Origin of the sequence: Sphingopyxis sp., from assembly GCF_965227415.1 — a bacterium.
Lineage (GTDB): Bacteria > Pseudomonadota > Alphaproteobacteria > Sphingomonadales > Sphingomonadaceae > Sphingopyxis.
This window is the reverse complement of the sequence record NZ_OZ245749.1, coordinates 2,316,708-2,342,687: the sequence shown is the minus strand read 5'-3', so window position 1 is coordinate 2,342,687 and position 25,980 is coordinate 2,316,708. Positions and strand designations below refer to the sequence as shown.

Genomic DNA, 25,980 nt, shown 5'->3' with positions numbered 1-25,980 from the left:
CCGGGGCGACGTAACCTTTAAGCGAAAATCTTGGCGAACGCTTCGAGCGCGGCAACCAGGCCCTTCTTGGCATCGTCGCCAAGGTCCTTGGTGTCGCGGATCGTCTTGAGCACGCCGGCATGGTCGCTGCGCAGATAGGCGATCATCGCCGCCTCGTAACGCGAGACGTCGGTCGTCGCGACCTTGTCGAGATAGCCGTTGGTGCCGGCAAAGATCGACGCGGTCTGCTCTTCGAACGGCATCGGCTGGAACTGCGGCTGTTTCAGCAGCTGCGTCAGGCGCGCGCCGCGGTTGAGCAGCTTTTGCGTCGATGCGTCGAGATCCGAACCGAACTGCGCGAACGCTTCCATTTCGCGATACTGCGCGAGTTCGAGTTTGATCGAACCCGACACCTTTTTCATCGCCTTGGTCTGCGCGGCCGAGCCGACGCGCGACACCGACAGACCCACGTTGATGGCGGGGCGGATACCGGCGTTGAACAGGTTGGTTTCGAGGAAGATCTGGCCATCGGTGATCGAAATCACGTTGGTCGGGATGTACGCCGAAACGTCGCCCGCCTGCGTTTCGATGATCGGCAGCGCGGTGAGCGAGCCCGAGCCATTGTCGGCGTTCATCTTGGCCGAACGCTCGAGCAGGCGGCTGTGGAGATAGAAAACGTCGCCGGGGTAAGCTTCGCGGCCCGGCGGACGGCGCAGTAACAGCGACATCTGGCGATAGGCGACGGCCTGCTTCGACAGATCGTCATAGACGATCACGGCGTGCATGCCGTTGTCACGGAAATATTCGCCCATCGTGCAGCCGGTATAGGGCGCCAGGAACTGCAGCGGAGCGGGCTCCGACGCGGTCGCGGCGACGACGATCGAATATTCCATCGCGCCATTTTCTTCGAGCTGGCGAACGATCTGCGCGACGGTCGAGCGCTTCTGGCCGATCGCGACATAGATGCAATAAAGCTTCTTGCTCTCGTCGGTGCCGGCGTTGGCTTCCTTCTGGTTGATGAAGGTGTCGATCGCGACGGCGGTCTTGCCGGTCTGGCGATCGCCGATGATCAGTTCGCGCTGGCCGCGGCCCACGGGGACGAGCGCGTCGAGCGCCTTGAGGCCGGTCTGGACGGGTTCGTGCACCGAGGTGCGCGGGATGATGCCCGGCGCCTTCACTTCGACGCGCATGCGCTTTTCGGCCTTGATCGGGCCCTTGCCGTCGATCGGATTGCCGAGGCCATCGACGACGCGGCCGAGCAGGCCCTTGCCGACGGGAACGTCGACGATCGTGCCGGTGCGCTTGACGACGTCGCCTTCCTTGATCTCGGCGTCGCTGCCGAAGATCACGATGCCGACATTGTCGGCTTCGAGGTTGAGCGCCATGCCCTTCACGCCGTTGGCGAATTCGACCATTTCACCGGCCTGGACATTGTCGAGGCCGTGGACGCGGGCGATGCCGTCGCCGACCGACAGAACCGAACCGATCTCGCTGACCGTGGCTTCGGTGCCGAAATTGGCGATCTGGTCCTTGATGACCTTGCTGATTTCAGCGGCGCGGATTTGCATTGTTTAGCCTTTCATCGGGGCATTTTGGCGTAGGGCTTTCAGCCCTTCATCGCCTGGGCGAAACTGTTGAGACGGGTACGGATGCTGCCGTCGATCAGCTGGCTACCCAGCTGGACGACAAGGCCGCCAAGGATGGCGGGGTCGACGGTGGTCGCGATCTGGACGTCGCGGCCGACACGGGTCTTGAGGTTGGCGGCGAGCGCCTTGATCTGCTCGGCGCTCAGCGGGTGTGCGCTGGTGACCTTTGCGGTCACTTCGCCGCGATGCGCTGCGACGATCGCGTCATACGCGTCGATCATGCCGGGCAGATCGGCGAGGCGGCGGTTCTCGGCCAGCACGCCCAGAAATTGGGTCGTCAGCGAATCGAGCTTCATCGCCTTGGCCACTGCGCCGATCGCTTTCGCGGCGTCGCCGCGGCCGACGATCGGGCTGGTGACGAGCGCGGTCAGGTCTGCCGATTCGGTCAGTCCGGCCTTGAGGTCGCCCAGGCTCTTCCGGACGCTGTCGATATTGTTCGATTCGCGCGCCAGATCGAACAGCGCGCTGGCATAGCGGCCCGCGAGGCCCGCCGTGATGTTGCCTTGAATGCCGCCGGAATTCTCCACGCGTGAAAGTCCTTTGCTACGATCCCGTGGGGGATGGGTCGCGCGGGATTTGGCGGATATCGGTGATATCCCCCGCGGCGAGTTCGCGGCGCGCCTAGCAACGATTTTGCTGCAATGCAAGGCGGGGGTGGGATGAATCATGCGACCCCTGCCACGCCGTTCGCGCCGAGCTTGTCGAAGCGCTGTTCTTTCTTCAAACACGGACCAAAGAAGGCCGGGACTTCGACACGCCCCGTCCAAAGAAGAGAGGGATATGCGCATGGGAGAGATGATCCGGATGACGATGGGCGATGGCGCCGAGATCGCCGTCTATCATGCGCAGCCCGAAGCAGAGCGGCCCGAAGACCGCAAGGGCGGACTGGTGCTGATCCAGGAAATTTTCGGGGTCACCGACCATATTCGCGAGCTGTGCGACGAATATGCCGCCGACGGCTATGAAGTGCTGTCGCCCGCGCTGTTCGACCGCGAGCATCCGGGGTTCGAGAGCGATTATTCGGGGCCGCAGTTCCAGCGCGCGGTGCAGCTGGCGCGCGAGCTTCATCCTTTCGAGCAGAGTCTGAAGGATGCGCAGACGTGCATCCACGCCCTCAAAGGGAAAGGCCCGGTCTTCATCACCGGCTATTGTTATGGCGGATCGGTTGCGTGGCGGATGGCGCAGATCAGCCCCGACCTTGCGGCCTCTTCCTCCTATTACGGCAGTCTCGTGCCGACGATGTTCAAGGACGAGGCGCCTGCCTGCGCGTCGATCGCCCATTTCGGCCGCTTTGACGACGGCATCCCGATGGAGGGTGTCGAGGCGCTGATTGCCCAGAATCACCCGACCGCGCAGATTTTCGTCTATGAAGCGGGGCACGGCTTCAACAGCGACCGGCGCAAGGATTATCACGAACCGAGCGAGGCGCTGGCGAAGGAGCGGACCTTGATGCTGTTCAAGGCGTGCGGCGGATGAAGCCGATTATCTTGGCCGTGTCGGGCATGCTGGCGCTCGCCGCTTGTGGAGGCGGCGGGGGCGAGCAGCAAGCGCTCCAGGACCAGCAGTCGCGCATCGCCCGCCTGCGCAATCTGGCCGATGCACGCTGTATGTGCGTGATGAACGATGCGACCGACAAAAGATGCAGTTTCGATTATGACCAGGAGCGGAAGGGCTTGACGGTCACCCCGATGCCGCCGGTCGACTTCGCGGTCACCACCCAGGGCTCCTGCTTTGCCGAGCTCGACGGTCAGTGCGCGAGCGAGGGCTATTATCTGCGCGGCGGCAATCCGGACGAGCGGATATGTTCGCAGGACGACGCCATCGCGGTCAACGACCTGCATGAGAAAGTGGCAAGGCAGGGCGGCAAGGCGGCCGCGGATGCCGCAGCGAAGAAGCGGATTGAGGAGATTCGCGCCGCCTGGCGCGCGCGCTGAGCGGCGATGGCAAGGGGGAGAGAGCGATGCATCTGATCGTTGTTGTGCTGACCATGCTGGTGCTTCCGGCGGCGTCGGTGCTGATCGAGCGCTGGGCCGGCGGGGGGACCGCGAACCTGTGGCAGCTGATCGGCAAATGGTTCGTCTTCTGGGGCGTCGGCGTCCGGCTGCTGATCGCGGGTGTGCGGCAGGTCGTGAAGCCCGAACTGACCGCGACGGGCATTTTCGGCGTCACCGACAAGGCGGCGTTCCCTCTCGCGCAGGAACTGGGCTTCTGGAATGTCACGATCGGGCTGATTTCGATCGCGTCGATCAGGCGGCCTGAATGGGTCGCGCCGATGGCGATCGCGGGGATGCTCTTCTACGCGATGGCGGGCGCCCTGCATGGGACGAACCGCCACCGCGAATTTTCGGAGAATGTCGCGATGGTCTCCGACCTGGGGATGGCGGCGTTGCTGTTCGCCTTTCTGGCTGCGACCTTTCCGGTCTGGGGGCGCTCTTAGGGTCCTGGCTCTAGGGTCCTGGCCCTAACCCAATCTAAACCTCTTCGGCGCAGCTTTTGCGCGAGGAGGGCCGCCGCCATGTCGTTGATCGCCGCGCTGCTGTTGATGTCGGGAACGACATTCGCCATCGATCCCGCATACAAACCGGTCAAGGACCAGCTCGCCCCCGCGCGCGCCGGCAAGATACAGTGCCACGAACCCGATACCGAGGCGCGGACCTGCCGGATCATGACCTGGTTCAGCGAGGGCGACGGCGGCCGCGTCCAGGCGCGCCAGCTGACGGCGCTCGCCGACAGCCCGTCGCTCGCGGCCGAGCTCCGGATCGGGCTGACGCGCGAAGGTGCGGCGCTGTGCGGCGTCGTCAACGAAAGCTATATGGCGGGCTTTCGCATTGTCAGCGGGCGCGAGCCTTATGCGCCCGCCGATAACAAGCGCTATGCGATCCTCTATCGCGACGCGATGGTCGCGACCTTGTGGAACCGCAAGGCCTGCTCCTATGCCTTTACCCGGCCCGACGATGCGATGCAGCTGGAGGTCGGCACCGTCGACGGCGAATTCGCCGGCGAGCTGATGGCTAGCTATATCTGGATCGACCCTGGCGCGGGCTATCGCCTCAAGGCGCGGCCGCAGCTTTGACCGCGGCCGCCCCGGCGGCGGCTTTTTGGCATTGATAGACAAGGCGTTCGTTCGGGCTCGCGGGCAGCACCGCGCGCACCGCATCCTGCTGCGTGGCGAAGGCGGTGACCTGCCCCTGATCTGCGGTGCAGCTCTTGAGCGTCGCGCCGGCGCGAATCTCGCGCGCTTTGGTCATCGTCTCGGCATCGAGCAGATAGCGGTCAACCCGATATTCGCGCCCCGAAGGGTCGAGCGAGGCGACGGTGACGGTGGGCTCGTCGTTCGGTACCAGAATGCGCTGCCAATGGCCGTCGGACCCTTGCGTATATTGCGTCTTGTCGTTGACGCAGCCGCCCGTGCCGATCTTGATCGGGACATCGTTCGTCTCCGATACCGTGATCCGGCTGCGGTCGGGCCGGATCGTGCAGAGGAGGTCGCCCTCGGCGAGTTTGGGGGCGGCCTCGACAGCAGCGGGCGCGCTTTCGCCTTCGATCTCGGCATGCGCGTCGGGGCGGGTGACGAAAAGCACCGCCGCGGCGAGGATCAAAGCGCCGCCGACGCCGCCCGCGATCTTCGCGTTGCGGACATTCTTCTGGCCATGGAACATCAGCGCGGCGCCCGCCGACAGCGCGCCGATGACGAAAAGCACGCCCGCAAGCGCGATGCGGTTCTCGCGCGCGGCGAGTGCCTCTTCCTCGGCGCGCGCCTGTTTGAGCTCCTGGTCGAGCCGCGCGGCTTCGTCTTTGGCGGCATTCGCCGCGGCCGCCTTGCGCGCATCGGCATCCATCGCGGCGCGGTCGCGCGCGTCGGCTTCGGCCATCGACAGGCACGGGGTGCCGATGCTGCCATATTGCTGGTCCGCGTCGGTGAGGAAACGCGCCAGCTCGCGCGTCGAGATGGCGAAGGCGAACGGCGAATCGCCGTCGTCGGCGCGGGTGATCGCGCTGTTGATCCCGACGATGCGGCCGCACTGGTCAACCAGCGGGCCGCCCGAATTGCCGCGCGAGATCTTGGCCGTGTGGACGAGCATCGCGACCCCGTCGACCGACTGCGTGTTCGACAGATTGCCCTCGCTGCGCGTCGGCGTGCGCGGCGTGATATAGTCCGACGCGCTGCGCGCGGTCGCCAGGTCGACGTTGCCCGGATAGCCCAGCGCCACGACATCGGCCCCCGAATCGATCGGTCCTGAATAGATGGCGGCGGCCGGAAGCCGCGTGCCGGTGATTTCGATCAGCGCGAGGTCGCGCGCAGTGTCGATCGCGATCAGCTTTGCCGCATAGCTTTTCTGACCTTCCGACGGGACGACGCCCAGGGCGACATTGTCGGGGTAGCGCGCCGCCGATTCGACGACATGCGCGTTGGTGACGATTCGCGTCGGCGAAATCGCGATGCCGCTGCCATGGCCAAAGCCGACGACCTCGCCGTCGACCATCGCGACCGTGACGACACGCACGACGCTGCGCGAAGCGGCGGCGATATCGTCGGCGGCGTGCGCGGGCAGGATGATGGCGAAGAGGGCGGCGAGAAGCAGGGCAAGGCGGTTCATGGCGCGGAACCTAGCCGCTCACGGCTCGAAGGCAAGCGCGCCTATAGGTACGGACCCCACATCACCATCCAGGCCCCGGCGCTTCCCCCGAGGATGATCAGCCCGCTGACGCCAAGCAGCGCGGCGACGCCCTTGCGCGCGGCCGCCGTGCCATGCGCCGATGCGCGCAGATAGAGTTCGGCCACGGCAAGCGGCACGAGCGAATTGGCGAAAGCGAGCAAGATGTCGAACGGGCCGTCCATCGCCTTGCCGATTCCCGCGCCGCCCGTCGCGATGCCCCATGCCATATAGCCGACGCGCATGAACCAGACGGCGCTCGCGACCGCGAACAGGCGGAGCGCCCAGCTGCGGTGCAGGGCGAAGCGGCGTGCGCGGGCGGCGCGATACGCCAGCGCCGCGAAGGTGAGAATGAGCATCGCGTCGAGCGTGATGCCGAACGCGCCCGTCAGCGTCAGCCAGGTGCCGCGGGCCCACGTCAGCCACAGACCGCCGAGCGACAGCGTGAGAGCGCTTACCAGATAGACGCGGCCGTTCCAGCGATGGACTGCCGGCCAGCGACCGCGAATGGCGGGGATCAGCTGCACGAGCCCGCCGAAGCTGATCACTGCGGCCATCAGCACATGCGCCGCAAAGAAAAGGTTTCCGCTGACATCGCCCGCGACGAACCCCTTGATCAGCGGTTTTGTATTCCACGCGGCGAAATCGCCCGACAGCGATGACGGGTAATAGAAAGCAAGGATGAAGGCGGTGAAGAGAAGCTGTCCCGCAGCGATCGCGAGATAGCAGAAGGTGGCGGCCCGGCCGAGCCAGTCGGTCCGGCGCGCCGGTCGGCTGGATGCGAAGGATGCGTCGATCGTCGCCATGGCAAGCTCCCCCAGATGGGCGGGAGAATGGCGCAGAGATGGCGGTGAGTCAATGTTATAATACAGCAATACAGTAAGCGAGAAACTTTGAACGCAAGCATCGGGACGCGGGCCCGATTGCGACGTGGCATCCGGTGGTCAGACAGAAAGGATATCGACATGACCTACCAAATCCGCGGACTCGACCCCGACACCTTCGCGCCCTTGTTCGATCTGGACGATGATGCGCTCGCGGCACTTCATGCCCGCCGCGTCACCGCGACCGCCGACCATGGCTTTCCGTGCCGGACCAGCCTGGCCAATGCGCGCGCCGGCGAGGAATTGATCCTGCTCCATCACACCAGCCACGACGTCGCGACTCCGTATCGAAGCGCCTATGCCATTTTCGTCCGGCGCAACGTCGAGGCCGCCAGCTATCGCGACGCGACGCCGGATGTGTTCGACGACCGGATGATCGCGATGCGCGCTTTTGACGCCGACGGCCTGCTGCGGAATACGCGGCTTGCGGGACCGGGCGAGAGCGATGGCGCGATCCGCGATCTGTTCGCCGACGATGCCATTGCCTATATCGATGCGCACAACGCTGCGGCCGGTTGTTTCGCCGCGCGGATCGAAAGGGATGCGGCATGAGCAGCGATCTGATGACCGACGACGAGCGTTGGGCCGCCGCGATCCGCCGCGACAAGGCGTATGACGGACGCTTTATTACCGGGGTGCTCACGACCGGCATCTATTGCCGTCCGAGTTGCGCCGCGCGCCACCCCTTGCGCGAAAATGTCCGCTTCTTCGCCGACGGCGCCGCGGCGCGTGCTGCGGGCCTGCGCCCGTGCAAGCGCTGCCTTCCCGACGATGTCGCGCGCGACGAAGGCGCGGTGATCAAGGCGATCGCGGCGATCAAGGGGAGCGAGGAGCCGCTCGCGCTTGGCGATCTTGCGGCGCGCACCGGCTATTCGCCGACGCATTTCCAGCGTGTCTTCACGCGCCACACGGGGCTGTCGCCCGCGGCCTACGCCCGCGCGCTACGCGACGAGCGGGCGCGCCAGGCGCTGAGCGATGGCACGCGCGTGACCGACGCGATCTACGATGCGGGCTTTTCGGGGCCGTCGCGTTTCTATGACAATATGGAGGGACGGATGGGAATGACGGCTTCGGCCTGGGTGAACGGCGGCAAGGGCGCGACGATCCATTGGGGTGTCGTGCCGACCAGCCTGGGCGACATGCTCGTCGCAGCGACCGAGAAAGGCGTGTGCCGCCTGAGCTTTGACGAAGGGCGCGAGGCGCTCGAGCAGCGTTTCCCCGCCGCCGATCTGGTCGAGGGCGGCGGCGAGTTTTCGGCTCTGCTGAAACAGGTCGTCGATGCGGTCGAGGCGCCGGTGAACGGCTTCGACCATATTCCGATCGACGTGAAGGGCACCGCATTTCAGGAAGCGGTGTGGCGCGAGCTGCGCAAGATTCCGGCGGGCGAAACGCGCAGCTATACCGATATCGCCGCGGCCGTCGGCAAGCCCAGGGCCGTGCGCGCGGCGGGGAGCGCAAACGGCGCGAACAATGTCGCGGTGTTGATCCCGTGCCACCGCGTGGTACGCAGCGACGGATCGCTCGGCGGCTATGCCTATGGCCTGCCGATCAAGCGCGAGCTTCTGAAGAGGGAAATCAAATGACGGACAAAGTGGCCCAGTTTCGCGCGCTTCATGTTCCCGGCGACCCGCTGATCCTGATCAACATCTGGGACGCGGGAAGCGCAAAGGCCGTTGCCGCGGCCGGCGCGAAGGCGATCGCGACGGGCAGCTATGGCGTCGCGGGCGCGCAGGGGCGCGCCGACGGCGAGGATTTCCCGCTGGCGGATGTGTTCGAGAATCTGGGCCGCATCCTGTCGGTCACCGACCTGCCGGTCACCATCGACATGGAGTCGGGCTATGGCGCCGATCCCACCGCGGTCGGCGTGTCGGTCGGGCGAGCGAAGGCTGCGGGCGCGGCGGGGATCAACATGGAGGACCGGCTGCCCGGCCAGTCCGACCTGCTGCCCCTGGCGGAAGCCGTCGCGCGCTATTGCGCCGCTGCCGACACCGGCATCTTCGTCAACGCGCGCTGCGACACCTTTCGCGGAGCGGATGCGGCCAAGGATGGCGATGCGCTGGTCGCCGCGACGCTCGAGCGCGCGCGCGCTTATGCCGACGCTGGAGCGGGTTCGTTGTTCGTGCCGTTTCTGCTCGACCCCAAATGCATCGGCGCGATTTGCGAAGGCTCGCCGCTGCCAGTGAATATCCTGCGCGGGAAGGGCGGTCCGACACACCAGGAACTTGCGGCCCTCGGGGTCGCGCGGATCAGCCACGGGCACCAGCCCTGGGCGGCTGCGATGGCGTGGCTGGCCGGACAGACGCAGCAGCTATTGGGCGGCGCCGAACCCGATTATTGAGCGACGTCAGTCGGCCGACGCTTCGGCGTCGGCTTCGCCGCCTTGCGCTTTTCCTTCGGCATAGGCGCGCATTTTCTCGAGCTGGGCGAGCAATTCCTCTCCGCCGCCGCCGTCATGCGGATCGAACGCGACGATTCGAGCCAGCCTGATTGCCGCGTCGAACTTGCCGTCGTTCGCGAGTGCGAAGGCATAGTTCATCCGCGCCTCGATATTTTCGGGGCCGAGGTTGAAGGCGCGCGCAAGGCCTTCGACCGCGATCGGCGGGGGCTTCATGCCCTGATTGACGAAGGTCCGGTAATACGCCGAGAGCGGTACCGGGTCGTCCGAGTTCGTCCGGTTGGCGAGGATGATCGGTTTGCGCACCGCGTTCCAGTCGGCGGCGGTCGCGTCCTTCTTGTCCTCGACCTCGCCGGTCAGCATTTCGCCGAGCAGGACGTTGGCGCGCACATGCTTCGGGTCGATCGCCAGCGCCTTGTCGACCGCCGAGCGCGCCGCAGCCTTGTCGCGATTGTCGTCGGTCAGGTCCCACTCTGCGCGCGCGAGTTCGAACCAGATGCCGGCATCGCCCGGATATTGCGCGGTCAGCCGCTTGAATCCGTCGCGCGCCTTGAGCATCCGGACGTCACCGTCAGCGCTGAGGCGCTCAAGGCGCAGCGGCACCGCCGCATCCTGCGCGGACGTCAGCGCGCCGATCGTGATCGGCCCGGCGATCGCGATGGCGTCGGCCGTGGTTCGATAGTTCATCGGCTTGTTCATGTAGCGATTGAGATCCTGATCGAGCACCGCGAGATCGCCGAAGCTGTCAGTCGCCGCTTTCTTTGGATCGACGCCCTTGTGGATCGCGTCGATATAGGAACCGAGCTGCCCGATGCGCGCCTTGTCGTTGAAAAGCATGTGGGTCAGCAGCCAGGACCGGCCGTAATAGACGTCCATCTGTCCCGAATTGCGCATTTCGAGCGGGCGTTTGAACAACAGGGTCTCGGCCGGGATCTTTGGCATGGTGAGCAGGCCGAAGGCGCGGCTGTAAACGGGCTTGCCGACCTCGGCCTTGCCGTCCTTGGTGAAATCGGCGCTCGAATAATATTCGGCGAAGCCCTCGATGAACCATGCCGGAAACGCTCCGGGCAGGAACCGCCGCATGAAGTGATGGCCATATTCGTGGAACAGCGTCTGCTGCGATTGCGGCGTTCCCTTGATGACATAATCTTCGCGGTTCGAGACGGCAAAGCTGCCCTCGGGATCGGGGCTGTAGAAACCGGCGATCGACGACCCGCCCTTGCCCGACGCGAGGCGGCCGGCGTCGGTCGCTCGGTCGACCAGATAGATGGTCAGCGGGTTGGGATCCTTGCCGCCTTCGACCTTGAAGCGATAGCGCAGCGTCGCGTCGAAGCGTTCAAGCTTCTCGGCAAAGTCGCGCAGATCCCGCTCGCTGCCTTCGCTGTAGATGATGAAATTGTTGGAATCGGCGCGGAGCCACTTGGCCTGCGCCGGTGCCGCCACCCCGACTATCGCGATTCCGGCCACAAGGCCTAAACCAGCTCTTCTCATTTCTGCGCCCCCGCCCGTTAGTGACGCGATGCTGCCAGCCCGCCTTCATGCTGTAAAGTCATGTGACGGTTACACAAAGCTGTATGGATCGATATCGATCGCGAGCCGTGCCTTCGCGGGCCAGTCGATGCTGTCCACCCATGTGCGGATCGTCCCCTGCAGGTCGAAACTGCGCGGCGCGTGGAGGAGCAGGCGGAACCGGTGACGTCCGCGCAGCATCGCAAGCGGCGCGGGCGCGGGGCCATAGACCGCAAGGCCATCGGCGACCGGTGCCTTCTGCCCCAGCCGCTGCGCGACGCCGCGCGCGACCTCGATATCCTCCGACGAGATGACAAGCGCGGCAAAGCGTCCATAGGGCGGCGCGCCGGCCTGTTTGCGCGCCGCAGCCTCGGCGGCGTAAAAGCCTTCGCGGTCGTTGGCGACGAGCGCGGCCATCACCGGCGCGTCGGGGACGCGCGTCTGGATCAGTACCTCGCCGGGCTTGACCCCGCGCCCCGCGCGCCCCGCGACCTGTGCGATCTGCTGAAAGGTGCGCTCGGACGCGCGCAGGTCGCCGCCGTCGAGGCCAAGGTCGGCATCGACCACGCCGACGAGCGTGAGGTTGGGGAAATGATAGCCCTTGGTGACGAGCTGTGTGCCGATGATGATATCGACCAGCCCGCCCTCGACATTATCGACGAACTCGGCAGCCTTCGCGGGTGACCAGAGCGTGTCGGAGGTGACGATTGCGGTGCGCGCTTCGGGAAAGCGCAATGCAACCTCGTCGGCGACGCGTTCGACCCCGGGACCGCAGGCGACGAGGCTGTCCTCGTCCTCGCACTCGGGGCACAGCCGCGGCGGCGGCATGACATGGCCGCAATGATGGCAGGCGAGGCGGTGGACAAGGCGGTGCTCGACCATCCACGCCGTGCAGTTGGGGCACTGGATGCGGTGGCCGCAGGTGCGGCACAAGGTCAGCGGAGCAAAGCCGCGGCGGTTGAGGAACAGCAGACTCTGTTCGCCCTTTTGCAACCGGTCGGCGAGCGCCTCGACGAGCGGCGGGGCGAGCCAGCTTCCGCGGTCGGGCGGATCCTGCCGCATGTCGATCGCGGCAAGATCGGGCATTGTCGCGCCGCCATAGCGCGCGGGAAGGACGATATGGCGATAGCGGCCGGCCTCGACCATCGCGAGGCTTTCGAGCGCAGGGGTTGCGCTGGCGAGGATCACCGGCAGCCCTTCGAAATGCCCGCGCATCACCGCGACGTCGCGCGCGTGATAATGGACGCCATCCTCCTGCTTGAAGCTCGTCTCGTGCGCCTCGTCGACGACGATGACGCCCAGATTGCCATAGGGCAGGAACAGGGCCGAGCGCGCGCCGACGACGATCTTCGCCTCGCCCGCTGCGATGCTGTGCCAGGCGCGGCGGCGCTCGGTCGAGCGCAGCCCGCTGTGCCATGCCACCGGCTCGCATCCGAAGCGCGCAGCAAAGCGCGTCAGCATAGGCTCGGTAAGCGCGATTTCGGGGAGCAGGACGAGCGCCTGCTTGCCCGCGTCGATCGCGGCGGCGATCGCTTCCATATAGACTTCGGTCTTTCCCGATCCGGTGACGCCGTCGAGGAGCAGGGTCTCGAATTTCGCGGCGGCAACTGCCTCGCGTAGATGCGCGGCGGCGGCGGTCTGTTCGTCCGAAAGATCGGGCGGCGCGAAGGCGGGATCGGGGTCGGGATAGGGCGCGTCGGCCGCGACGCTGACGGCTTCGAGCGCACCGGTCTGGACGAGCCCGCGGATCACCGCTTCGCTGACCTCGGCCATCGCCGCGAGTTCGCGGACGATGCCCTGGCGGGGACCGATCCTGTCGAGCGCGGCGGTCCGCTGCGGGGTCATCCGTGCGGGCAGTTCGCCGGTGGCGCGATATTCGATGATCGGGCGCCGCGCGTCGGCGAAGGCTGCGCCGGGCAAGACCATGCGCAGCACCGATCCCGGCGGCGCGAGATAATAGTCGCTCGTCCATTCGACAAGCTTGCGGAGCGGCGCCGAAACCGGCGGCACCGGCACGACCTCGAACAGGTTGCGCAGCCGATTGTCGCCGACGGGTTCGGGCGCGCCGAAGCTCTCGTCCTCCCACACCACGCCGCCCATGCGTCGCGGCCCCAGCGGCACGACGACGACGCTGCCGAGCGGCGCGTCGCTGCCATAGGGCACGCGATAGTCGAGCGGGCCGAGGGCGGCGGTCAAAAGGAGGACGCGGGCGCGGGTCATGGATGGGGCAGGATATAGGGCGGCGGGTAAAATAGGAAAGCGCAGGGAGCACCGGCCCCTTGTTTTTGGTTGTTCCCGATATTTTGCCGGTCATGGCGCAATGTCTTGTCGAAAGCCTCGTCCAGCAACGCTCCGGATAACTGAGATTCAGTGCGTCGGCCTTGATCGTTCTTCGAAGGCCATTTCGTCGCCGCTACCGATTATATGGGCGCTCCTTTGCCGAGCGCTCAAACCGCGCTATCACCTGCGTATGCGGGAAAAGGAACTGCGCTTCGCCCTGATTTGCTACGGCGGCATCAGTCTCGCCGTCTATATGCATGGCATCACGAAAGAGATCTGGCGGCTGTCCGCCGCGTCGCGCGCCTTTCACGAAGGGGCGTCGCAGACCGGGTCGGGCCGCATTTATGGCGAATTGTTGAACGCGATCGCGGCCAAGAGCGGCGTGCATCTGCGCGTCCTTGCCGACATCGTCGCGGGCGCGAGCGCGGGCGGGATCAACGGCATTTTCCTGGCGCGCGCGATCGCCGGCGGCCAGTCGCTCGATCCGCTGACCGAACTGTGGCTGAAGGATGCCGATGTCGACAGTCTGCTCGATCCCGATGCCCGGCCGCTGTCGGCAGCGACCAAATTCTGGGCGGTGCCGATCGCCGGCTGGGCGATGAAGCGGCGCGGCAATGTCATCGACCGGACGGTGGGCGAGGATGCGCAGGACGAAGTGCGCGCGAAGTTGTCGCGTTTCGTGCGCGCGCGCTGGTTCGAACCGCCGTTCGGCGGCGAAACCTTTACCGAGCTGCTGCTCGACGCGTTCGACGCGATGGACAAGGGGCCGAAGGGCCCGCCGCTGGTGCCGGCGGGTCAGCCGGTCGACCTGTTCGTCTCGGTCACCGATTTCGCCGGGCACAGCACGTCGCTCGCGCTCAACAGCCCGCAACGCGTGACCGAGCAGGAGCATCGGCTGGTGATGCGCTTCCGCCAGGACGATCGGGTCGGCGACGGGCTTTGCGACGTGCCCGCGCTCGCCGCGGCCGCGCGCGCGACGGCGAGCTTTCCGGGCGCCTTTCCGCCCTTCACCTTGCGCGAACTCGACCGCGTGCTGGACAAGCGCGGCCTGGCCTGGCTCGGCCGCGAGGCTTTCGTCCGTGCGCAGCTGCCCGCCGGCGGCGAGGCCGATCCCGCCGACCGGGTCCTCATCGACGGATCGGTGCTCGCCAACGCGCCCTTCCGGCCCGCGATCGCGGCGTTGAAACAGCGTCCGGCGCGCCGCGAGATCGACCGGCGCTTCGTCTATATCGATCCCAAGCCCGATTATCGCTCGATCAGCTTTGGCAAGCCGGGCGAAGCGGCGGATGGCGAGCCGCCGCGCCTGCCGGGCTTCATGTCCACCATCCTCGGCGCGCTGTCCGAAATTCCGCGCGAGCAGCCGATCCGCGACAATGTCGAGGCGATCGAGGGCATGTCGCGACGTATTCGCCGCATGCAGCACATCATCGACGCGATGAAGGTCGAGGTCGAGGAACAGGTAGCGGCGCTGTTCGGCAGCACCTTCTTTCTCGACACGCCGACTCCGGCGCGGCTTCAGAAATGGCGCGCCAAGGCGCAGAAGCAGGCCTCGGCGCGCGCGGGCTTCGCTTATGCGCCCTATGGGCATCTGAAGCTGTCGGCGGTGGTCGAAGAGCTGATCGGTGCGATCGACCGCCTCGCCCCGCCCGAAGGCGACATCCACCGGCGCAACCGGCGGAGCGCGCTGTGGGAGGAAATCCGCGCGCGCGGGCTCGACCGGCTGTCGGGCAAGCGCGGCCTCGGCGCGAGCGACGATGCGGTCGTTTTCTTCCGCACCCACGACCTTGGCTTTCGCATCCGCCGTCTGCGCTTCCTGGCGCGCGAGCTCGACCGGGTGGTCGAGGCGAAGCGCGAAGCGCGCGACCCCGCGTGCGATGCGATGCGTGACGCCATCTATGCGGCGCTCGGCCTTTATGTCGAACGCGAGGGCGATAGCTGGCTGGCGGGCATCGACGTGCCCGCCAACGCCGACGCCCAGGCGTGGATCGACGCGATCGGCAGCCGCCGTGACCTGATCGGCGCCGATGCCGAGGCCGACACGCTGGTGGCGGAGGGGCTCGCCGGGTTGCCGAAGGACGACCGGCGCATCATGCTGCTCGCCTATCTGGGCTATCCCTTTTACGACATCGCGACCTTGCCGTTGCTCCAGGGCGAGGGGTTCGACGAGTTCGATCCGATCAAGATCGACCGCATCTCCCCCTCGGACGCCACCGCGATCCGCACCGGCGGCGCGGGGGCGATGCTCAAGGGGATCGAGTTCAACAGCTTCGGTGCCTTCTTCAGCCGCGCCTATCGCGAGAATGACTATCTGTGGGGGCGGCTCCACGGCGCGGACCGGTTGATCGATATCGTATCGAGCGGCGTGAGCGGCGAAGGCGCGCTGACCGCGGACGAGCTGGCGGCGATCAAGCGCCGCGCCTTCCACGCGATCCTCGACGAGGAAGAGGGCCGGTTGCCGAAGGTGAAGGCGCTGATTGCCGAGCTCAGGGCGGAGATCGGTTGAGTTGATTCCGATAGTGCTCCCCGGCGAAAGCCGGGGTCCATAGCGTTCGGGAGCGAGGTTGGTTCAGGCGTCTGGACCCCGGCTTTCGCCGGGGAGCACAGCTTCGGGCGACAGCCTACTCCGTCAAATCGTCCCACATTTCCTTGATCCGCCCGAAAAAGCCCTGGCTCGCAGGGCATTCGTCGCCGGTCTCGGTCTCGCGAAACTCGGCGAGCAACTCCTTCTGGCGCGCGCTGAGCTTGGTCGGGGTTTCGACATCGACCTGGACGACCAGGTCGCCATGGCCGCGGCCGTTGAGCACCGGCATGCCGGCGCCTCGCTGGCGCAGCTGCTTGCCCGACTGGATCCCGGCCGGGATATTGATCTCGTGCCGCTCGCCCTCGAGCCCGGGAATCGTGATGCAGCCGCCAAGCGCTGCGGTGGTGAAGCTGATCGGCGCGCGCGTGAACAGCGTCGTGCCTTCGCGCTCGAACACCTTGTGCCGCGCCATGTGCAGGAAGATGTAGAGATCGCCCGGCGCGGCGCCGCGCGCGCCGCTTTCGCCTTCGCCCGACAGGCGGATGCGCGTGCCTTCATCGACCCCGGCGGGGATGTTGACGGTCAGCGTCTTGCGCCGGTCGACGCGGCCTTCGCCATGGCATGTGTTGCACGGGTCGGCGATGACCTCGCCCGCGCCCTGACAGGTCGGGCAGGTGCGCTCGACCATGAAAAATCCCTGCTGCGCGCGCACCTTGCCGTGGCCGGCGCAGGTCGAGCAGCGATTGGTCTGGGTGCCGGGCTTGGCGCCCGACCCGTCGCACGTCTCGCAGCGCGCGGCGACATCGACCTGAATCTCGCGCTCGCAGCCGGTGAAAGCGTCCTCGAGGCGGATTTCCATGTCATAGCGCAGATCGGCACCGCGCGCGGGACCGCGTTGCTGGCGCCCGCCGCCGCCGAAGGCCGACCCGAAGATCGATTCGAAAATATCGCCGATGTCGCCGAAATCGGCCGAGCCGCCGCTGAAGCCCCCGCCGGGCCCGCCATTCTGGAACGCGGCCTTGCCGAAACGGTCATAGGCGGCGCGCTTCTGCGGGTCCTTCAGGCAGTCATACGCTTCGCTGATCGCCTTGAAGCGCGCTTCGCTGTCGTCGCACCCCGGATTCTTGTCGGGATGATATTGCATTGCGAGCTTGCGATAGCTCGCCTTCAGCGTCGCATCGTCGGCGGTACGCTCGACTTCGAGCAGTTCGTAATAATCGATGTCGAGCGACATAATCTATCGGCCCCTAGCCCTACCTCTCAATTCCGTTCGCCCTGAGCCTGCCGAAGGGCCGTTCTTCCCTGAAGAAGAAGGGCAGCGCTTCGACAAGCTCAGCACGAACGGCATGAGAGGTCAGCTCTTACTTCTTGTCGTCTTCGACTTCGGAGAATTCGGCATCGACGACATCTTCGTCGGCCGGAGCGGCTTCGGCATCGGCGTTGGGGGACGCCGCCGACTGCTGCTCCTTCTCGTAGATCGCCTGGCCCAGCTTCATCGCGACCTGCGCGAGCGCCTGGCTCTTTTCGGTCATCGCTGCCGGATCGCCGCCTTCGACCGCAGTCTTGGCTTCGGCGACGGCCGCTTCGATCTCGCTCTTGAGGGCCGCGTCGATCTTGTCGCCATGCTCTTCGAGCTGGCGTTCGGTCGAATGGATCAGGCTTTCGGCGTTGTTCTTCGCCTCGGCCGCCTCACGGCGCTTCTTGTCCTCTTCGGCGAACTGCTCGGCGTCCTTGACCATCTGGTCGATGTCCGCGTCGCTGAGCCCGCCCGAGGCCTGGATCTTGATCTGCTGTTCCTTGCCGGTGCCCTTGTCCTTGGCGTGGACCGACACGATGCCGTTGGCGTCGATGTCGAAGGTCACTTCGATCTGCGGCACGCCGCGCGGCGCCGGCGGAATGCCGACCAGGTCGAACTGGCCGAGCGCCTTGTTGTCGGCCGCCATTTCGCGCTCGCCCTGGAACACGCGGATCGTCACGGCCGACTGGTTGTCGTCGGCGGTCGAATAGACCTGCGACTTCTTGGTCGGGATGGTGGTGTTGCGGTCGATCATGCGCGTGAACACGCCGCCCAGCGTCTCGATGCCGAGCGACAGCGGCGTGACGTCGAGCAGCAGCACGTCCTTGACGTCGCCCTGCAGCACGCCGGCCTGGATCGCGGCACCGATCGCGACGACTTCGTCGGGGTTCACGCCGGTGTGCGGTTCCTTGCCGAAGAAGTCCTTCACGACTTCGCGGACGCGCGGCATGCGCGTCATGCCGCCGACCAGGACGACTTCGTCGATCTCGCTCGCCGAAATGCCGGCGTCCTTGATCGCCTTCTTGCAGGGTTCGAGCGTGCGCTTCACCAGCTCTTCGACCAGCTTTTCCAGGTCCGATCGCGTGATCGTCTTGACCAGGTGCTTCGGCCCGTTGGCGTCGGCGGTGATGAAGGGCAGGTTGACCTCGGTCGTCGCGGCCGACGACAGCTCGATCTTCGCCTTTTCGGCGGCTTCCTTCAGACGCTGCAGCGCCAGCTTGTCGCCGCGCAGGTCGATGCCTTCATCCTTCTTGAAGCCGTCGGCGAGATATTCGACGATCTTGCTGTCGAAATCTTCGCCGCCGAGGAAGGTGTCGCCATTGGTCGATTTCACCTCGAACACGCCGTCGCCCACCTCGAGGATCGAGATGTCGAAGGTGCCGCCGCCAAGGTCATAGACCGCGATCGTCTTGTTCTCGGTCTTGTCGAGGCCATAGGCCAGCGCGGCCGCGGTCGGCTCGTTGATGATGCGCAGCACTTCCAGGCCCGCGATGCGGCCGGCATCCTTGGTCGCCTGGCGCTGGGCGTCGTTGAAGTAAGCAGGAACGGTGATGACCGCCTGTTCGACCTTCTCGCCCAGATAGGCTTCGGCGGTTTCCTTCATTTTCTGGAGGATATAGGCCGAGATCTGCGACGGCGAATAATCCTCGCCGCCCGCCTTGACCCATGCGTCGCCGTTGGCGCCCTTCGCGATGGTATAGGGGACGAGTTCCATGTCCTTCTTGGTCATGGGATCGTCAAAGCGGCGGCCGATCAGGCGCTTCACCGCAAAAACCGTATTTTCGGGATTGGTGACCGCCTGACGCTTGGCCGGCTGACCGATCAATCGCTCGCCGTCCTTGGCGAAGGCGACGATCGACGGCGTCGTGCGCGTGCCTTCGACATTTTCGATAACCTTGGGCTTGCCGCCTTCCATCACCGCCACGCAGCTGTTCGTGGTGCCGAGGTCGATCCCGATCACTTTGGCCATATAGTAAACGTCCTTGTTGCTTCTTGGGCGCCCTGAAAAGGCACGCCGTTCATGGTTTTGATGGGGGCGATATAGGTGCGCTTTGCCTTGGCACAAGGGTTTTGACGGCGTATCGGGGACGCGAAATATCGCGCTTTTACGGAGTCCTCCCAAAATGAAACCCTTCGCACTCCTCGCTCTCGCCGCCACCGCGCTCACGCTGACGGCGTGCGAGAAGAATCTGGGCGCCGGACAGCAGCTCAACGTCGTCGGCGGCTATATCCAGATGGGCGCGACGCCCGACCGTCCCGCCGTGGGCTATTTCACCGTCGAAGGCGGCCCGCGCGACGTCCAGCTCGTCGCCGTCACTGCCGACCTCGCGCAGCGGGTCGAGATGCATGAAAGCGTCAAGGAAAATGGCGTGATGACGATGAAGCCGCTGCTCAGCGCCGATGTTCCGGCGAACGGCAAGCTGCAATTCAAGCAGGGCGGCAAGCATCTGATGATCTGGAACATCAACGGCGCGGCCGTGCGTGCGGGCAAGCTGCCGATGGCATTTGTTTTCACCAACAACAATAACGAGCGCATCCTGTTCGATGTGCCGATCAAGGGCGCGCCCGGCGAGGCAGCGGGCGGCGAAGCCGCAATGGACCATGGCGCGATGGACCATGGCGCGATGGGCGCCGGGACGCCGGCTCCGGACGCGGCCAAGAAGTAAGCGGCGGTGCCGCGCCCGTCACGGCCCCTGACCGACGGCGAAATCGCGCTCGCGCGGACGGTGTTCGGCGACGCGATCGATTATGCGCGCGTGCGTGTGCGGCACTATAAATGGGCCTTCTTCCAGCCGCGCCGGATCGTGATGGCGCCGATGGGCGACCTGCATTTCCATCCGAAGGGCGGCGTCTATTGTGACGACTTCTCGTGCCCAGTGGGCGGGCGCGAAGCGGAGCTGAAGGCAAAGGGCCTGTTCCTCCACGAATTGACGCATGTCTGGCAGGCGCAGCAGCGCGGACGCTGGTACCTCGTGCTGATGCGCCACCCGTTCGCGACCTATGATTACGGCCTCAAACCTGGCTGGCCGCTGCATCGCTACGGGCTCGAACAGCAGGCCGAGATCGTGCGGCATTACTGGCTGCTGACGCAGGGCGTGAGCATCGGCGGCGCGCCCGGCGTCGATTCCTATCGCGCAATCCTGCCCGACGCCTGGAAGGTCGCCCAATGAGCGATTTCGAATTCGTCTTTGCGCTCTACAGCCTGCTGCTCGGCCTTTCGATGGTCGAACTGCTCGGCGGGCTCGGGCGCGCGCTCGAGGCGCGTTTCGCGGCGGAGGAACGCCACGGCAAGTTCGCGATCGGCTGGCTGACGCCGCTCCTCGCGGTCTTCGTGATGCTCGATCTTCTGTCGTTCTGGGGTACTGCGTGGCGCGTGCAGGCGGATGTCACAGTCTCGTCGGCGGTGCTGATGGCGGTCGCGGCCTTCGCAAGCATCTATTTCCTCGCCGCCCGGCTTGTTTTCCCGTCGCAGCCGGAGGGGTTCGCCAACCTCGATACCCATTATTTCCGTGTGCGGCGGATCGTCTTCGGCCTGCTGCTGGCGTTGCTCGCGGCGCAGCTTTCCTATTTCGCGGGCGATCCCAAACTGGCGCCGCTGCTTCTCAATCCGCTGCCGCTCGCGATGACGCTGATCCTGATCGCGCTGATCGCCGCGGCGATGTGGGTGAAGGACCGGCGCTGGAATATGATACTGCTCTCGCTGCTCATCGCGCGGTATGTCGTCGCGTATCTGATCGTTTAGGAGGTGCCCATGCCCGAAGTCCTCGATCGCTTTCGTTCCTCGACCTGGGGCTGGCTCCGCGGCACGCTCGTCGGCTGGCTGACGCTGGCGCTCTGCCTGGTCGGGGTCGGCTTTTTGATCATCCTCGTCCAGTGGATCCGCAACCTCGACGTCACTTATGAACTGACCGAGGACCGGCTGCTCCTGCGCAAGGGCATCTTCGTCAAGAGCGTCGACGAGATCGAACTCTATCGCGTCAAGGATGTCCGCATGGACTTTACCCTGATCAACCAATGGGCCGGCATCGGCACGATCAGCGTCGATTCGTCCGACGAGACGACGCGCGGCGGCGCGCTGGTGATGCCGCATATCGAACGCGCTGCCGAACGGCGCGAGGAACTGCGGCGCCTCGTCGACGCGGCCCGGCAGAAACGGCGCGTGCGCGAACTCGACGTTTCGAGCGAATTGATCTGACGTCGCGCAATTCGCTCTAGCCAGACCGGCGCTGTTCATTCTATGTTCCGCCGATGGATGGAACCGCGCTTCTCGTCGCCTTTGTCACGCTGCTTCTCGGGGGGCTGATCGGTTGGCTTCTCGCCGGGCGGCAGGCGGGCGCGCTCAAGGCCGAGCGCGACGGATTGTCTGAGCGGTTCAAGGTCGCGGTGACCGACCTCGCTGCCGAAGCCGACGCGCGCAAGCGCGCCGACCTGCAGCTCGCGGCGCGGCTGGCCGAACAAAAGGCGCGCGACGAAGCGCATGATGCGCAGATCGCGCAGCTCAAGGATGCGCAGGCCGCGCTCACGGCACAGTTCCGCGAGGTCGGGCAGACGATGCTCGGCGAAGCGCAGAAAGTCTTTCTCGAACGCGCCGACCAACGCTTCAAACAGAGCGAAGAGACGGCGGGGCAGAATTTGAAGGCGCTGCTGAACCCGGTTCACGAGCGGCTGCAGAAATATGAGGAAGCGGTCGGCAAGGTCGAGGCCGAGCGTCAGACCGCGTTCGGCCTGCTCCACGGCCAGATCGCCGCGATGCGCGAGGGCACCGAACGCGTGTCGAGCGAAGCGGCGAAGCTCGTCAATGCGCTGCGCAATGCGCCCAAGGCGCGCGGACGCTGGGGCGAGCAGCAGTTGCGCAACGTGCTCGAAAGCTGCGGGCTTTCGGAACATGCCGATTTCCAGACCGAGGTCAGCGTCACCGATGGCGACGGCGGCCGTTTGCGCCCCGACGTGGTCGTCAAGGTGCCCGGCGGGCAGAGCCTGGTCATCGACGCCAAGGTGTCGCTCAATGCCTATCAGGATGCGTTCGGCGCGGTCGACGAGAATGAGAAGATGGCGCATCTCGCCGCCCATGCCGCGGCGATGAAGGCGCATGTGAACATGCTCGGCGCCAAATCCTATTGGAACCAGTTCGACGACACGCCTGACTTTGTCGTGATGTTCGTCCCCGGCGAACATTTCCTCGCGGCCGCGCTCGATCAGGATCACGAGCTTTGGGACTATGCGTTCGAGCGCAAGGTGCTGCTCGCGACGCCGACCAACCTCATCGCGATCGCGCGCACGGTCGCGGCGGTGTGGCGGCAGGAAAAGCTGGCCGGGCAGGCGCGCGAGATCGCGGCGCTCGGCAAGGAGCTTTATGCGCGCATGTCGGTGATGGGGGGCCATATCGCGCGCGTGGGCAAGAATCTCGATCAGGCGACCGGCGCGTACAACGCCTTCGTCGGCAGCTTCGAATCGCAGGTACTGACGCAAGCCAAACGCTTCGAGGCGCTCGATGTCGAGACGGGCGACCGCGAGATTGCGGCGCTGCCCGTCGCCGAAACGGCGGCGCGGCCGCTCGCCAAGCTGTCGGGGACGAACGGTGCGAACGACTGACCGAGCGCGGGCAGGGCAAGGATCGCAAGCGAACGGATCATCGGCTGACCTCTGCTTCTTGGCCATCGCGGATCGCGTCCGGAATGACCAGGATTACCTCAGCCGGCGCGCAATAATCATCGCCGCTGGTTCAGCACCTCATACGCCATCACCGCGGCGGCGACGGCGGCGTTGAGGCTGTCGGCCTTGCCCATCATCGGCATCTTCACGCGCACATCGGCCGCCGCGGCATAGCTTTCGGGCATCCCCTGCGATTCATTGCCGATCAGGATGAAGGTCGGCGCGGCATAGCGCACCGCCTGATAATCCTGCGTGTCGTCGCCCAGCCAGGTCGCGATCAGCTCGCCCGGCCCTTCGCGAAGCCAGGGAAGAAACGCCTCCCATCGCGCCTGAACCAGCTTCTGCGTGAAGATCGCCCCCATGCTCGCGCGCACGGCTTCGACGGCATAGGGATCGGTGCTCTCGTCGAGCAGGATCAGCCCGCCCGCGCCGACCGCATCGCCGGTGCGCAGCATCGTGCCGAGGTTGCCCGGATCGCGCAGCCGCTCGGCGACCAGCCAGATCGGCGCGGCGCCCCGATCGAGATCGGTGAGCGCGGTCTTCGGCTCGGCATAGATCGCGACGATCGCCTGCGGGTTGTCCTTGCCCGACAGCTTCGACAGGATCGCCGGCGTCGTGTCGATCACTTCGCCCCCGGCCGCGAGTGTCGCGTCGATCAGTGCTTTGGCGAGCGGGTGCGCTGCGCCGTCCTCGGCCAGAAACAGCCATTGCGGCAACACGCCGGCTTCGCGCGCTTCGGTCGCGATGCGCAGCCCTTCGGCCAGGAACAGCCCCTCGGCGCGGCGATGGCGCTTTTCACGCAGCAACCGCATCCGCTTGATCAGCGGATTGGACAGGCTTTCTATCAAGCTGCGGCGGCCGGGCATCTCTTCTCTTTCCTGCGCCCGTGCGAAGGCAGGGGCCCATCATCTATGCTCTCGCCCGCCAACCACGCCCGTCTCATAATTCTACCCCGGGTGGAGCGCCCCTGCCTTCGCAGGGCGCGGCGAATGAGAGAGAAGCGCGCTCCCCGTCAGTCCTCGCCGAAGCTGTCCTTGACCAGCCCGACGAGCTTGAGCAGCGCCGCGTCGGCACCGTCGCCCTTCGTGTGGATCGTGATGCTGTCGCCCTTCGCGGCGCCCAGCATCATCAATCCCATGATCGAGGTGCCGTTGACGCGCGATCCGCCCTTTTCGACTTCGACCGACACCGTTTCGGGCAGGCGGCTGACGAAGGTGACGAACTTGGCGCTCGCGCGGGCGTGCAGCCCGCGCTGGTTGGTGATCTCGACCGTCTCGCTGTTTTCGCTCATGGCCCCACTCCCAGCATCTCCGACGCGACGGAGATATATTTCTGGCCTGCTTCTTTGGCCGCGATCACCGCGGCGCGCAGGTCCATCGTTTTGCGGGCACTTTCCAGCCGGATCAGCATCGGCAGGTTGACCCCCGCAATCACTTCGGTGCGTCCGCCTTCGAGCAGGCTGATCGCGAGATTCGACGGGGTGCCGCCGAACAGGTCGGTCAGCATGATGACGCCGCGCCCTTCGTCGACGGCATGGATCGCGTCGGCGATTTCCTTGCGGCGCATTTCCATATTGTCGTTGGGACCGATGCACACCGTGCCGATCGCGCGCTGCGGGCCGACGACATGCTCCATCGCGCGCACCATTTCATCGGCCAGGCGGCCGTGGGTGACGAGTACCATTCCCAGCAGCGGCAATGCTTTATCGGTGGCCATGCAATCGGAGACCCTTATGATTTTCCTGCGCCGGCGGAAGATGCGGGCGGGGGCCTGCCCTCAAGCCCATCTTGCGGGGCAGAGTCAAGATTGCGGTGGGTCAGGGTCGGCTCATATCCGGACACGCGTAGCGTTTGGGCAACACGCGCGGCGACATGGACCGAGCGATGCCGGCCGCCGGTACAGCCGAATGCGATGGTGACATAGCTTTTGCCCTCGACGCGATAGCGCGGCAGCAAGGTCAGGATCAGCGTCTCGATTTGCGCGACGCTGTCTTCATAAGCCGGATCGGCCATGACATAGGCCGCGACGTCGGGATCGAGGCCGGTGCCGGGCTTCAGCGCGGGGTCCCAGTGCGGATTGCGCAGATAGCGCATGTCGAACACCAGGTCGGCGTGGCGCGGCAATCCGCGCGCGAAGCCGAAACTCACGATGTTGAGAACCGGCTCGTCGTCATCGGTGTCGCCAAAGCGCTGGCGGACTTCCTGTTGCAGGTCGTTGCTGCTGTAGTTGGTGGTGTCGATCACATGCTCGGCCCAGCGGCGGAGCGGCTCCATCATTTCGCGTTCGCGCGCGATCCCGTCGGCGGCGGGCCGGTCCTCGGCCATCGGGTGCCGACGGCGCGTTTCGGAAAAACGGCGCTCGAGTTCGGCGCCCGCGCAATCCAGAAACAGAGTCTGGATATCGCGCTCGCCACCCTCGCGCAGCTCCTTGATCCGCTTGACGAGCAAGGGCGGGCGGAAACCGCGGCTGCGGCTGTCGATCCCGATCGCGAGCGGGCGATTCGCTTCGCTGCGCTTGGCAGGCGCGTCGATCAGCGCTTCCAGAAGCGCGAGCGGCAGATTGTCGACGACTTCCCAGCCCAGATCTTCCAGAACCTTGAGGGCCGTGGATTTGCCGGCGCCCGACAGGCCGGTCACGAGCAGCAGCCGTTGCTCGCTCGGTTCGCTCATGCGCCCGGCGCCAGCCGTTCGAGCGCCAGCATGATCTTGATCGGTGCCGACGCCTCGAACGCCGACAGCAACAAGGCAGGCAGCGGATGCCCCGCCACCATCTCGACCTGGTTCATCACCGGCATGCGGTCGTAACGGTCGGTCAGCCGCACCGCGAGAGCCAGCGGTGCGGGAGCGGTCCACGGCCGTTCGATGATGCCGATGCCGCGCACCTCCAGCTTGCCCGCCAGATTTTCGGGCGGGCGGCACCACAGCCGCTCGCGTTCGTACCAGATGTCGCAGCGGTCGTCGGCGACAAGCCGCGCGCCCTTGTCGATCAGGCGCAAGGCGAGGTCGGATTTACCCTGTCCCGAATTGCCGAGAATCAGCACGCCTCCGCTGCCCGCCACGACGCAGCTGGCATGGATGTTGACGATCTCGGGCTTGGTCCTGCTCGGGAACATGGGCAGCACGCTTACCGGCGATGCTGCGGTGCCGCAAGGACGATAGGTTA

General features: G+C 65.8%; 26 protein-coding genes. 13 read left to right on the top strand and 13 right to left on the bottom strand.

Translation table 11 applies throughout. The annotated features are described in order from the left end of the window. Window positions 1-17 precede the first annotated feature (17 nt). Together atpA and ACO055_RS11410 are read right to left on the bottom strand one after the other, a co-directional pair. A complete protein-coding gene (gene atpA, locus ACO055_RS11415; protein ID WP_422058992.1) occupies window positions 18-1,547 on the bottom strand; it encodes a F0F1 ATP synthase subunit alpha in 1,530 nt (509 codons plus the stop codon). Window positions 1,548-1,585: 38 nt separating this feature from the next. After that, on the bottom strand, window positions 1,586-2,152 hold the full coding sequence (locus ACO055_RS11410) for a F0F1 ATP synthase subunit delta (RefSeq protein ID WP_422058990.1): 567 nt from the start codon (window positions 2,150-2,152) through the stop codon (window positions 1,586-1,588). Window positions 2,153-2,411: 259 nt separating this feature from the next. On the opposite strand from ACO055_RS11410, the gene ACO055_RS11405 reads away from it, so the two are divergent. From ACO055_RS11405 to ACO055_RS11390, 4 genes are all read left to right on the top strand, one after another. Continuing rightward, window positions 2,412-3,101: a dienelactone hydrolase family protein gene (locus ACO055_RS11405; RefSeq protein WP_422058989.1), complete on the top strand. Its 690-nt coding sequence runs from the start codon at window positions 2,412-2,414 to the stop codon at window positions 3,099-3,101. Continuing rightward, window positions 3,089-3,559, top strand: a complete 471-nt coding sequence (locus ACO055_RS11400; RefSeq protein WP_422058988.1) for a hypothetical protein — start codon at window positions 3,089-3,091, stop codon at window positions 3,557-3,559. Before ACO055_RS11405 ends, ACO055_RS11400 begins: the two co-directional genes overlap by 13 nt. 26 nt (window positions 3,560-3,585) lie before the next feature. Further along, complete coding sequence (locus ACO055_RS11395) at window positions 3,586-4,062, top strand: DUF6790 family protein (protein ID WP_422058987.1); 477 nt, start codon at window positions 3,586-3,588, stop codon at window positions 4,060-4,062. A 78-nt stretch (window positions 4,063-4,140) separates the two neighbouring features. Next, on the top strand, window positions 4,141-4,698 hold the full coding sequence (locus tag ACO055_RS11390) for a hypothetical protein (protein ID WP_422058986.1): 558 nt from the start codon (window positions 4,141-4,143) through the stop codon (window positions 4,696-4,698). On the opposite strand, the gene ACO055_RS11385 is transcribed toward ACO055_RS11390, so the two are convergent. Next, window positions 4,676-6,223: a S1C family serine protease gene (locus ACO055_RS11385; RefSeq protein WP_422058985.1), complete on the bottom strand. Its 1,548-nt coding sequence runs from the start codon at window positions 6,221-6,223 to the stop codon at window positions 4,676-4,678. The genes ACO055_RS11390 and ACO055_RS11385 overlap by 23 nt on opposite strands. 41 nt (window positions 6,224-6,264) lie before the next feature. Next, window positions 6,265-7,086: a DUF2306 domain-containing protein gene (locus ACO055_RS11380; protein WP_422058984.1), complete on the bottom strand. Its 822-nt coding sequence runs from the start codon at window positions 7,084-7,086 to the stop codon at window positions 6,265-6,267. Window positions 7,087-7,245: 159 nt separating this feature from the next. On the opposite strand from ACO055_RS11380, the gene ACO055_RS11375 reads away from it, so the two are divergent. Genes ACO055_RS11375 through ACO055_RS11365 form a run of 3 tightly spaced genes read left to right on the top strand, consistent with a single transcriptional unit; the run spans window position 7,246 to window position 9,502 of the window. Beyond that, complete coding sequence (locus ACO055_RS11375) at window positions 7,246-7,716, top strand: DUF1203 domain-containing protein (RefSeq protein ID WP_422058983.1); 471 nt, start codon at window positions 7,246-7,248, stop codon at window positions 7,714-7,716. Continuing rightward, window positions 7,713-8,747 (top strand): bifunctional DNA-binding transcriptional regulator/O6-methylguanine-DNA methyltransferase Ada, encoded by a 1,035-nt coding sequence (ada, locus tag ACO055_RS11370; protein WP_422058982.1) that lies wholly within the window; start codon window positions 7,713-7,715, stop codon window positions 8,745-8,747. Before ACO055_RS11375 ends, ada begins: the two co-directional genes overlap by 4 nt. After that, window positions 8,744-9,502, top strand: coding sequence for an isocitrate lyase/PEP mutase family protein (locus ACO055_RS11365; RefSeq protein WP_422058981.1), 759 nt, complete (start codon window positions 8,744-8,746; stop codon window positions 9,500-9,502). Before ada ends, ACO055_RS11365 begins: the two co-directional genes overlap by 4 nt. Window positions 9,503-9,508: 6 nt before the next feature. Here the strand turns inward: ACO055_RS11365 and ACO055_RS11360 are convergent, their stop codons facing one another. Next, a complete protein-coding gene (locus ACO055_RS11360) occupies window positions 9,509-11,026 on the bottom strand; it encodes a tetratricopeptide repeat protein (RefSeq protein WP_422058980.1) in 1,518 nt (505 codons plus the stop codon). A gap of 93 nt (window positions 11,027-11,119) precedes the next feature. Beyond that, on the bottom strand, window positions 11,120-13,288 hold the full coding sequence (locus tag ACO055_RS11355) for a primosomal protein N' (protein WP_422058979.1): 2,169 nt from the start codon (window positions 13,286-13,288) through the stop codon (window positions 11,120-11,122). Window positions 13,289-13,538: 250 nt separating this feature from the next. Here ACO055_RS11355 and ACO055_RS11350 point away from each other — a divergent pair, with 250 nt between their 5' ends. Further along, window positions 13,539-15,851, top strand: a complete 2,313-nt coding sequence (locus ACO055_RS11350; protein WP_422058978.1) for a patatin-like protein — start codon at window positions 13,539-13,541, stop codon at window positions 15,849-15,851. Between the two features lie 115 nt (window positions 15,852-15,966). Here the strand turns inward: ACO055_RS11350 and dnaJ are convergent, their stop codons facing one another. After that, a complete protein-coding gene (gene dnaJ / locus ACO055_RS11345) occupies window positions 15,967-17,103 on the bottom strand; it encodes a molecular chaperone DnaJ (protein ID WP_422058977.1) in 1,137 nt (378 codons plus the stop codon). 127 nt (window positions 17,104-17,230) lie between these two features. After that, window positions 17,231-19,135: a molecular chaperone DnaK gene (gene dnaK / locus ACO055_RS11340; RefSeq protein WP_422058976.1), complete on the bottom strand. Its 1,905-nt coding sequence runs from the start codon at window positions 19,133-19,135 to the stop codon at window positions 17,231-17,233. A 154-nt stretch (window positions 19,136-19,289) separates the two neighbouring features. Here dnaK and ACO055_RS11335 point away from each other — a divergent pair, with 154 nt between their 5' ends. From ACO055_RS11335 to ACO055_RS11315, 5 genes are read left to right on the top strand one after another with little or no spacing between them, the layout of a single operon-like run. Then, window positions 19,290-19,832, top strand: coding sequence for a copper chaperone PCu(A)C (locus ACO055_RS11335; protein WP_422058975.1), 543 nt, complete (start codon window positions 19,290-19,292; stop codon window positions 19,830-19,832). Between the two features lie 6 nt (window positions 19,833-19,838). Further along, window positions 19,839-20,336 carry a vgr related protein gene (locus ACO055_RS11330; protein WP_422058974.1) on the top strand — a complete coding sequence of 166 codons (498 nt, stop codon included), beginning with the start codon at window positions 19,839-19,841 and terminating at the stop codon, window positions 20,334-20,336. Continuing rightward, window positions 20,333-20,908, top strand: a complete 576-nt coding sequence (locus tag ACO055_RS11325) for a hypothetical protein (protein WP_422058973.1) — start codon at window positions 20,333-20,335, stop codon at window positions 20,906-20,908. The genes ACO055_RS11330 and ACO055_RS11325 overlap by 4 nt, the downstream gene beginning before the upstream one ends. 9 nt (window positions 20,909-20,917) lie before the next feature. Further along, window positions 20,918-21,361, top strand: a complete 444-nt coding sequence (locus ACO055_RS11320; RefSeq protein ID WP_422058972.1) for a PH domain-containing protein — start codon at window positions 20,918-20,920, stop codon at window positions 21,359-21,361. A gap of 53 nt (window positions 21,362-21,414) precedes the next feature. Continuing rightward, window positions 21,415-22,758 (top strand): DNA recombination protein RmuC, encoded by a 1,344-nt coding sequence (locus tag ACO055_RS11315; protein ID WP_422058971.1) that lies wholly within the window; start codon window positions 21,415-21,417, stop codon window positions 22,756-22,758. Between the two features lie 116 nt (window positions 22,759-22,874). Here the strand turns inward: ACO055_RS11315 and ACO055_RS11310 are convergent, their stop codons facing one another. From ACO055_RS11310 to ACO055_RS11290, 5 genes are all read right to left on the bottom strand, one after another. After that, the gene (locus ACO055_RS11310) at window positions 22,875-23,684 is read right to left on the bottom strand and encodes a TrmH family RNA methyltransferase (RefSeq protein ID WP_422058970.1); all 810 of its coding nucleotides are present in this window, start codon (window positions 23,682-23,684) and stop codon (window positions 22,875-22,877) included. Between the two features lie 146 nt (window positions 23,685-23,830). Continuing rightward, window positions 23,831-24,109, bottom strand: coding sequence for an HPr family phosphocarrier protein (locus ACO055_RS11305; protein ID WP_077145441.1), 279 nt, complete (start codon window positions 24,107-24,109; stop codon window positions 23,831-23,833). Further along, window positions 24,106-24,510, bottom strand: a complete 405-nt coding sequence (locus ACO055_RS11300; protein WP_422062459.1) for a PTS sugar transporter subunit IIA — start codon at window positions 24,508-24,510, stop codon at window positions 24,106-24,108. Before ACO055_RS11300 ends, ACO055_RS11305 begins: the two co-directional genes overlap by 4 nt. A 38-nt stretch (window positions 24,511-24,548) precedes the next feature. Further along, window positions 24,549-25,487, bottom strand: a complete 939-nt coding sequence (gene rapZ / locus ACO055_RS11295; RefSeq protein WP_422058969.1) for an RNase adapter RapZ — start codon at window positions 25,485-25,487, stop codon at window positions 24,549-24,551. After that, complete coding sequence (locus tag ACO055_RS11290) at window positions 25,484-25,930, bottom strand: HPr kinase/phosphorylase (RefSeq protein WP_422058968.1); 447 nt, start codon at window positions 25,928-25,930, stop codon at window positions 25,484-25,486. The genes rapZ and ACO055_RS11290 overlap by 4 nt, the downstream gene beginning before the upstream one ends. Window positions 25,931-25,980 lie beyond the last annotated feature (50 nt).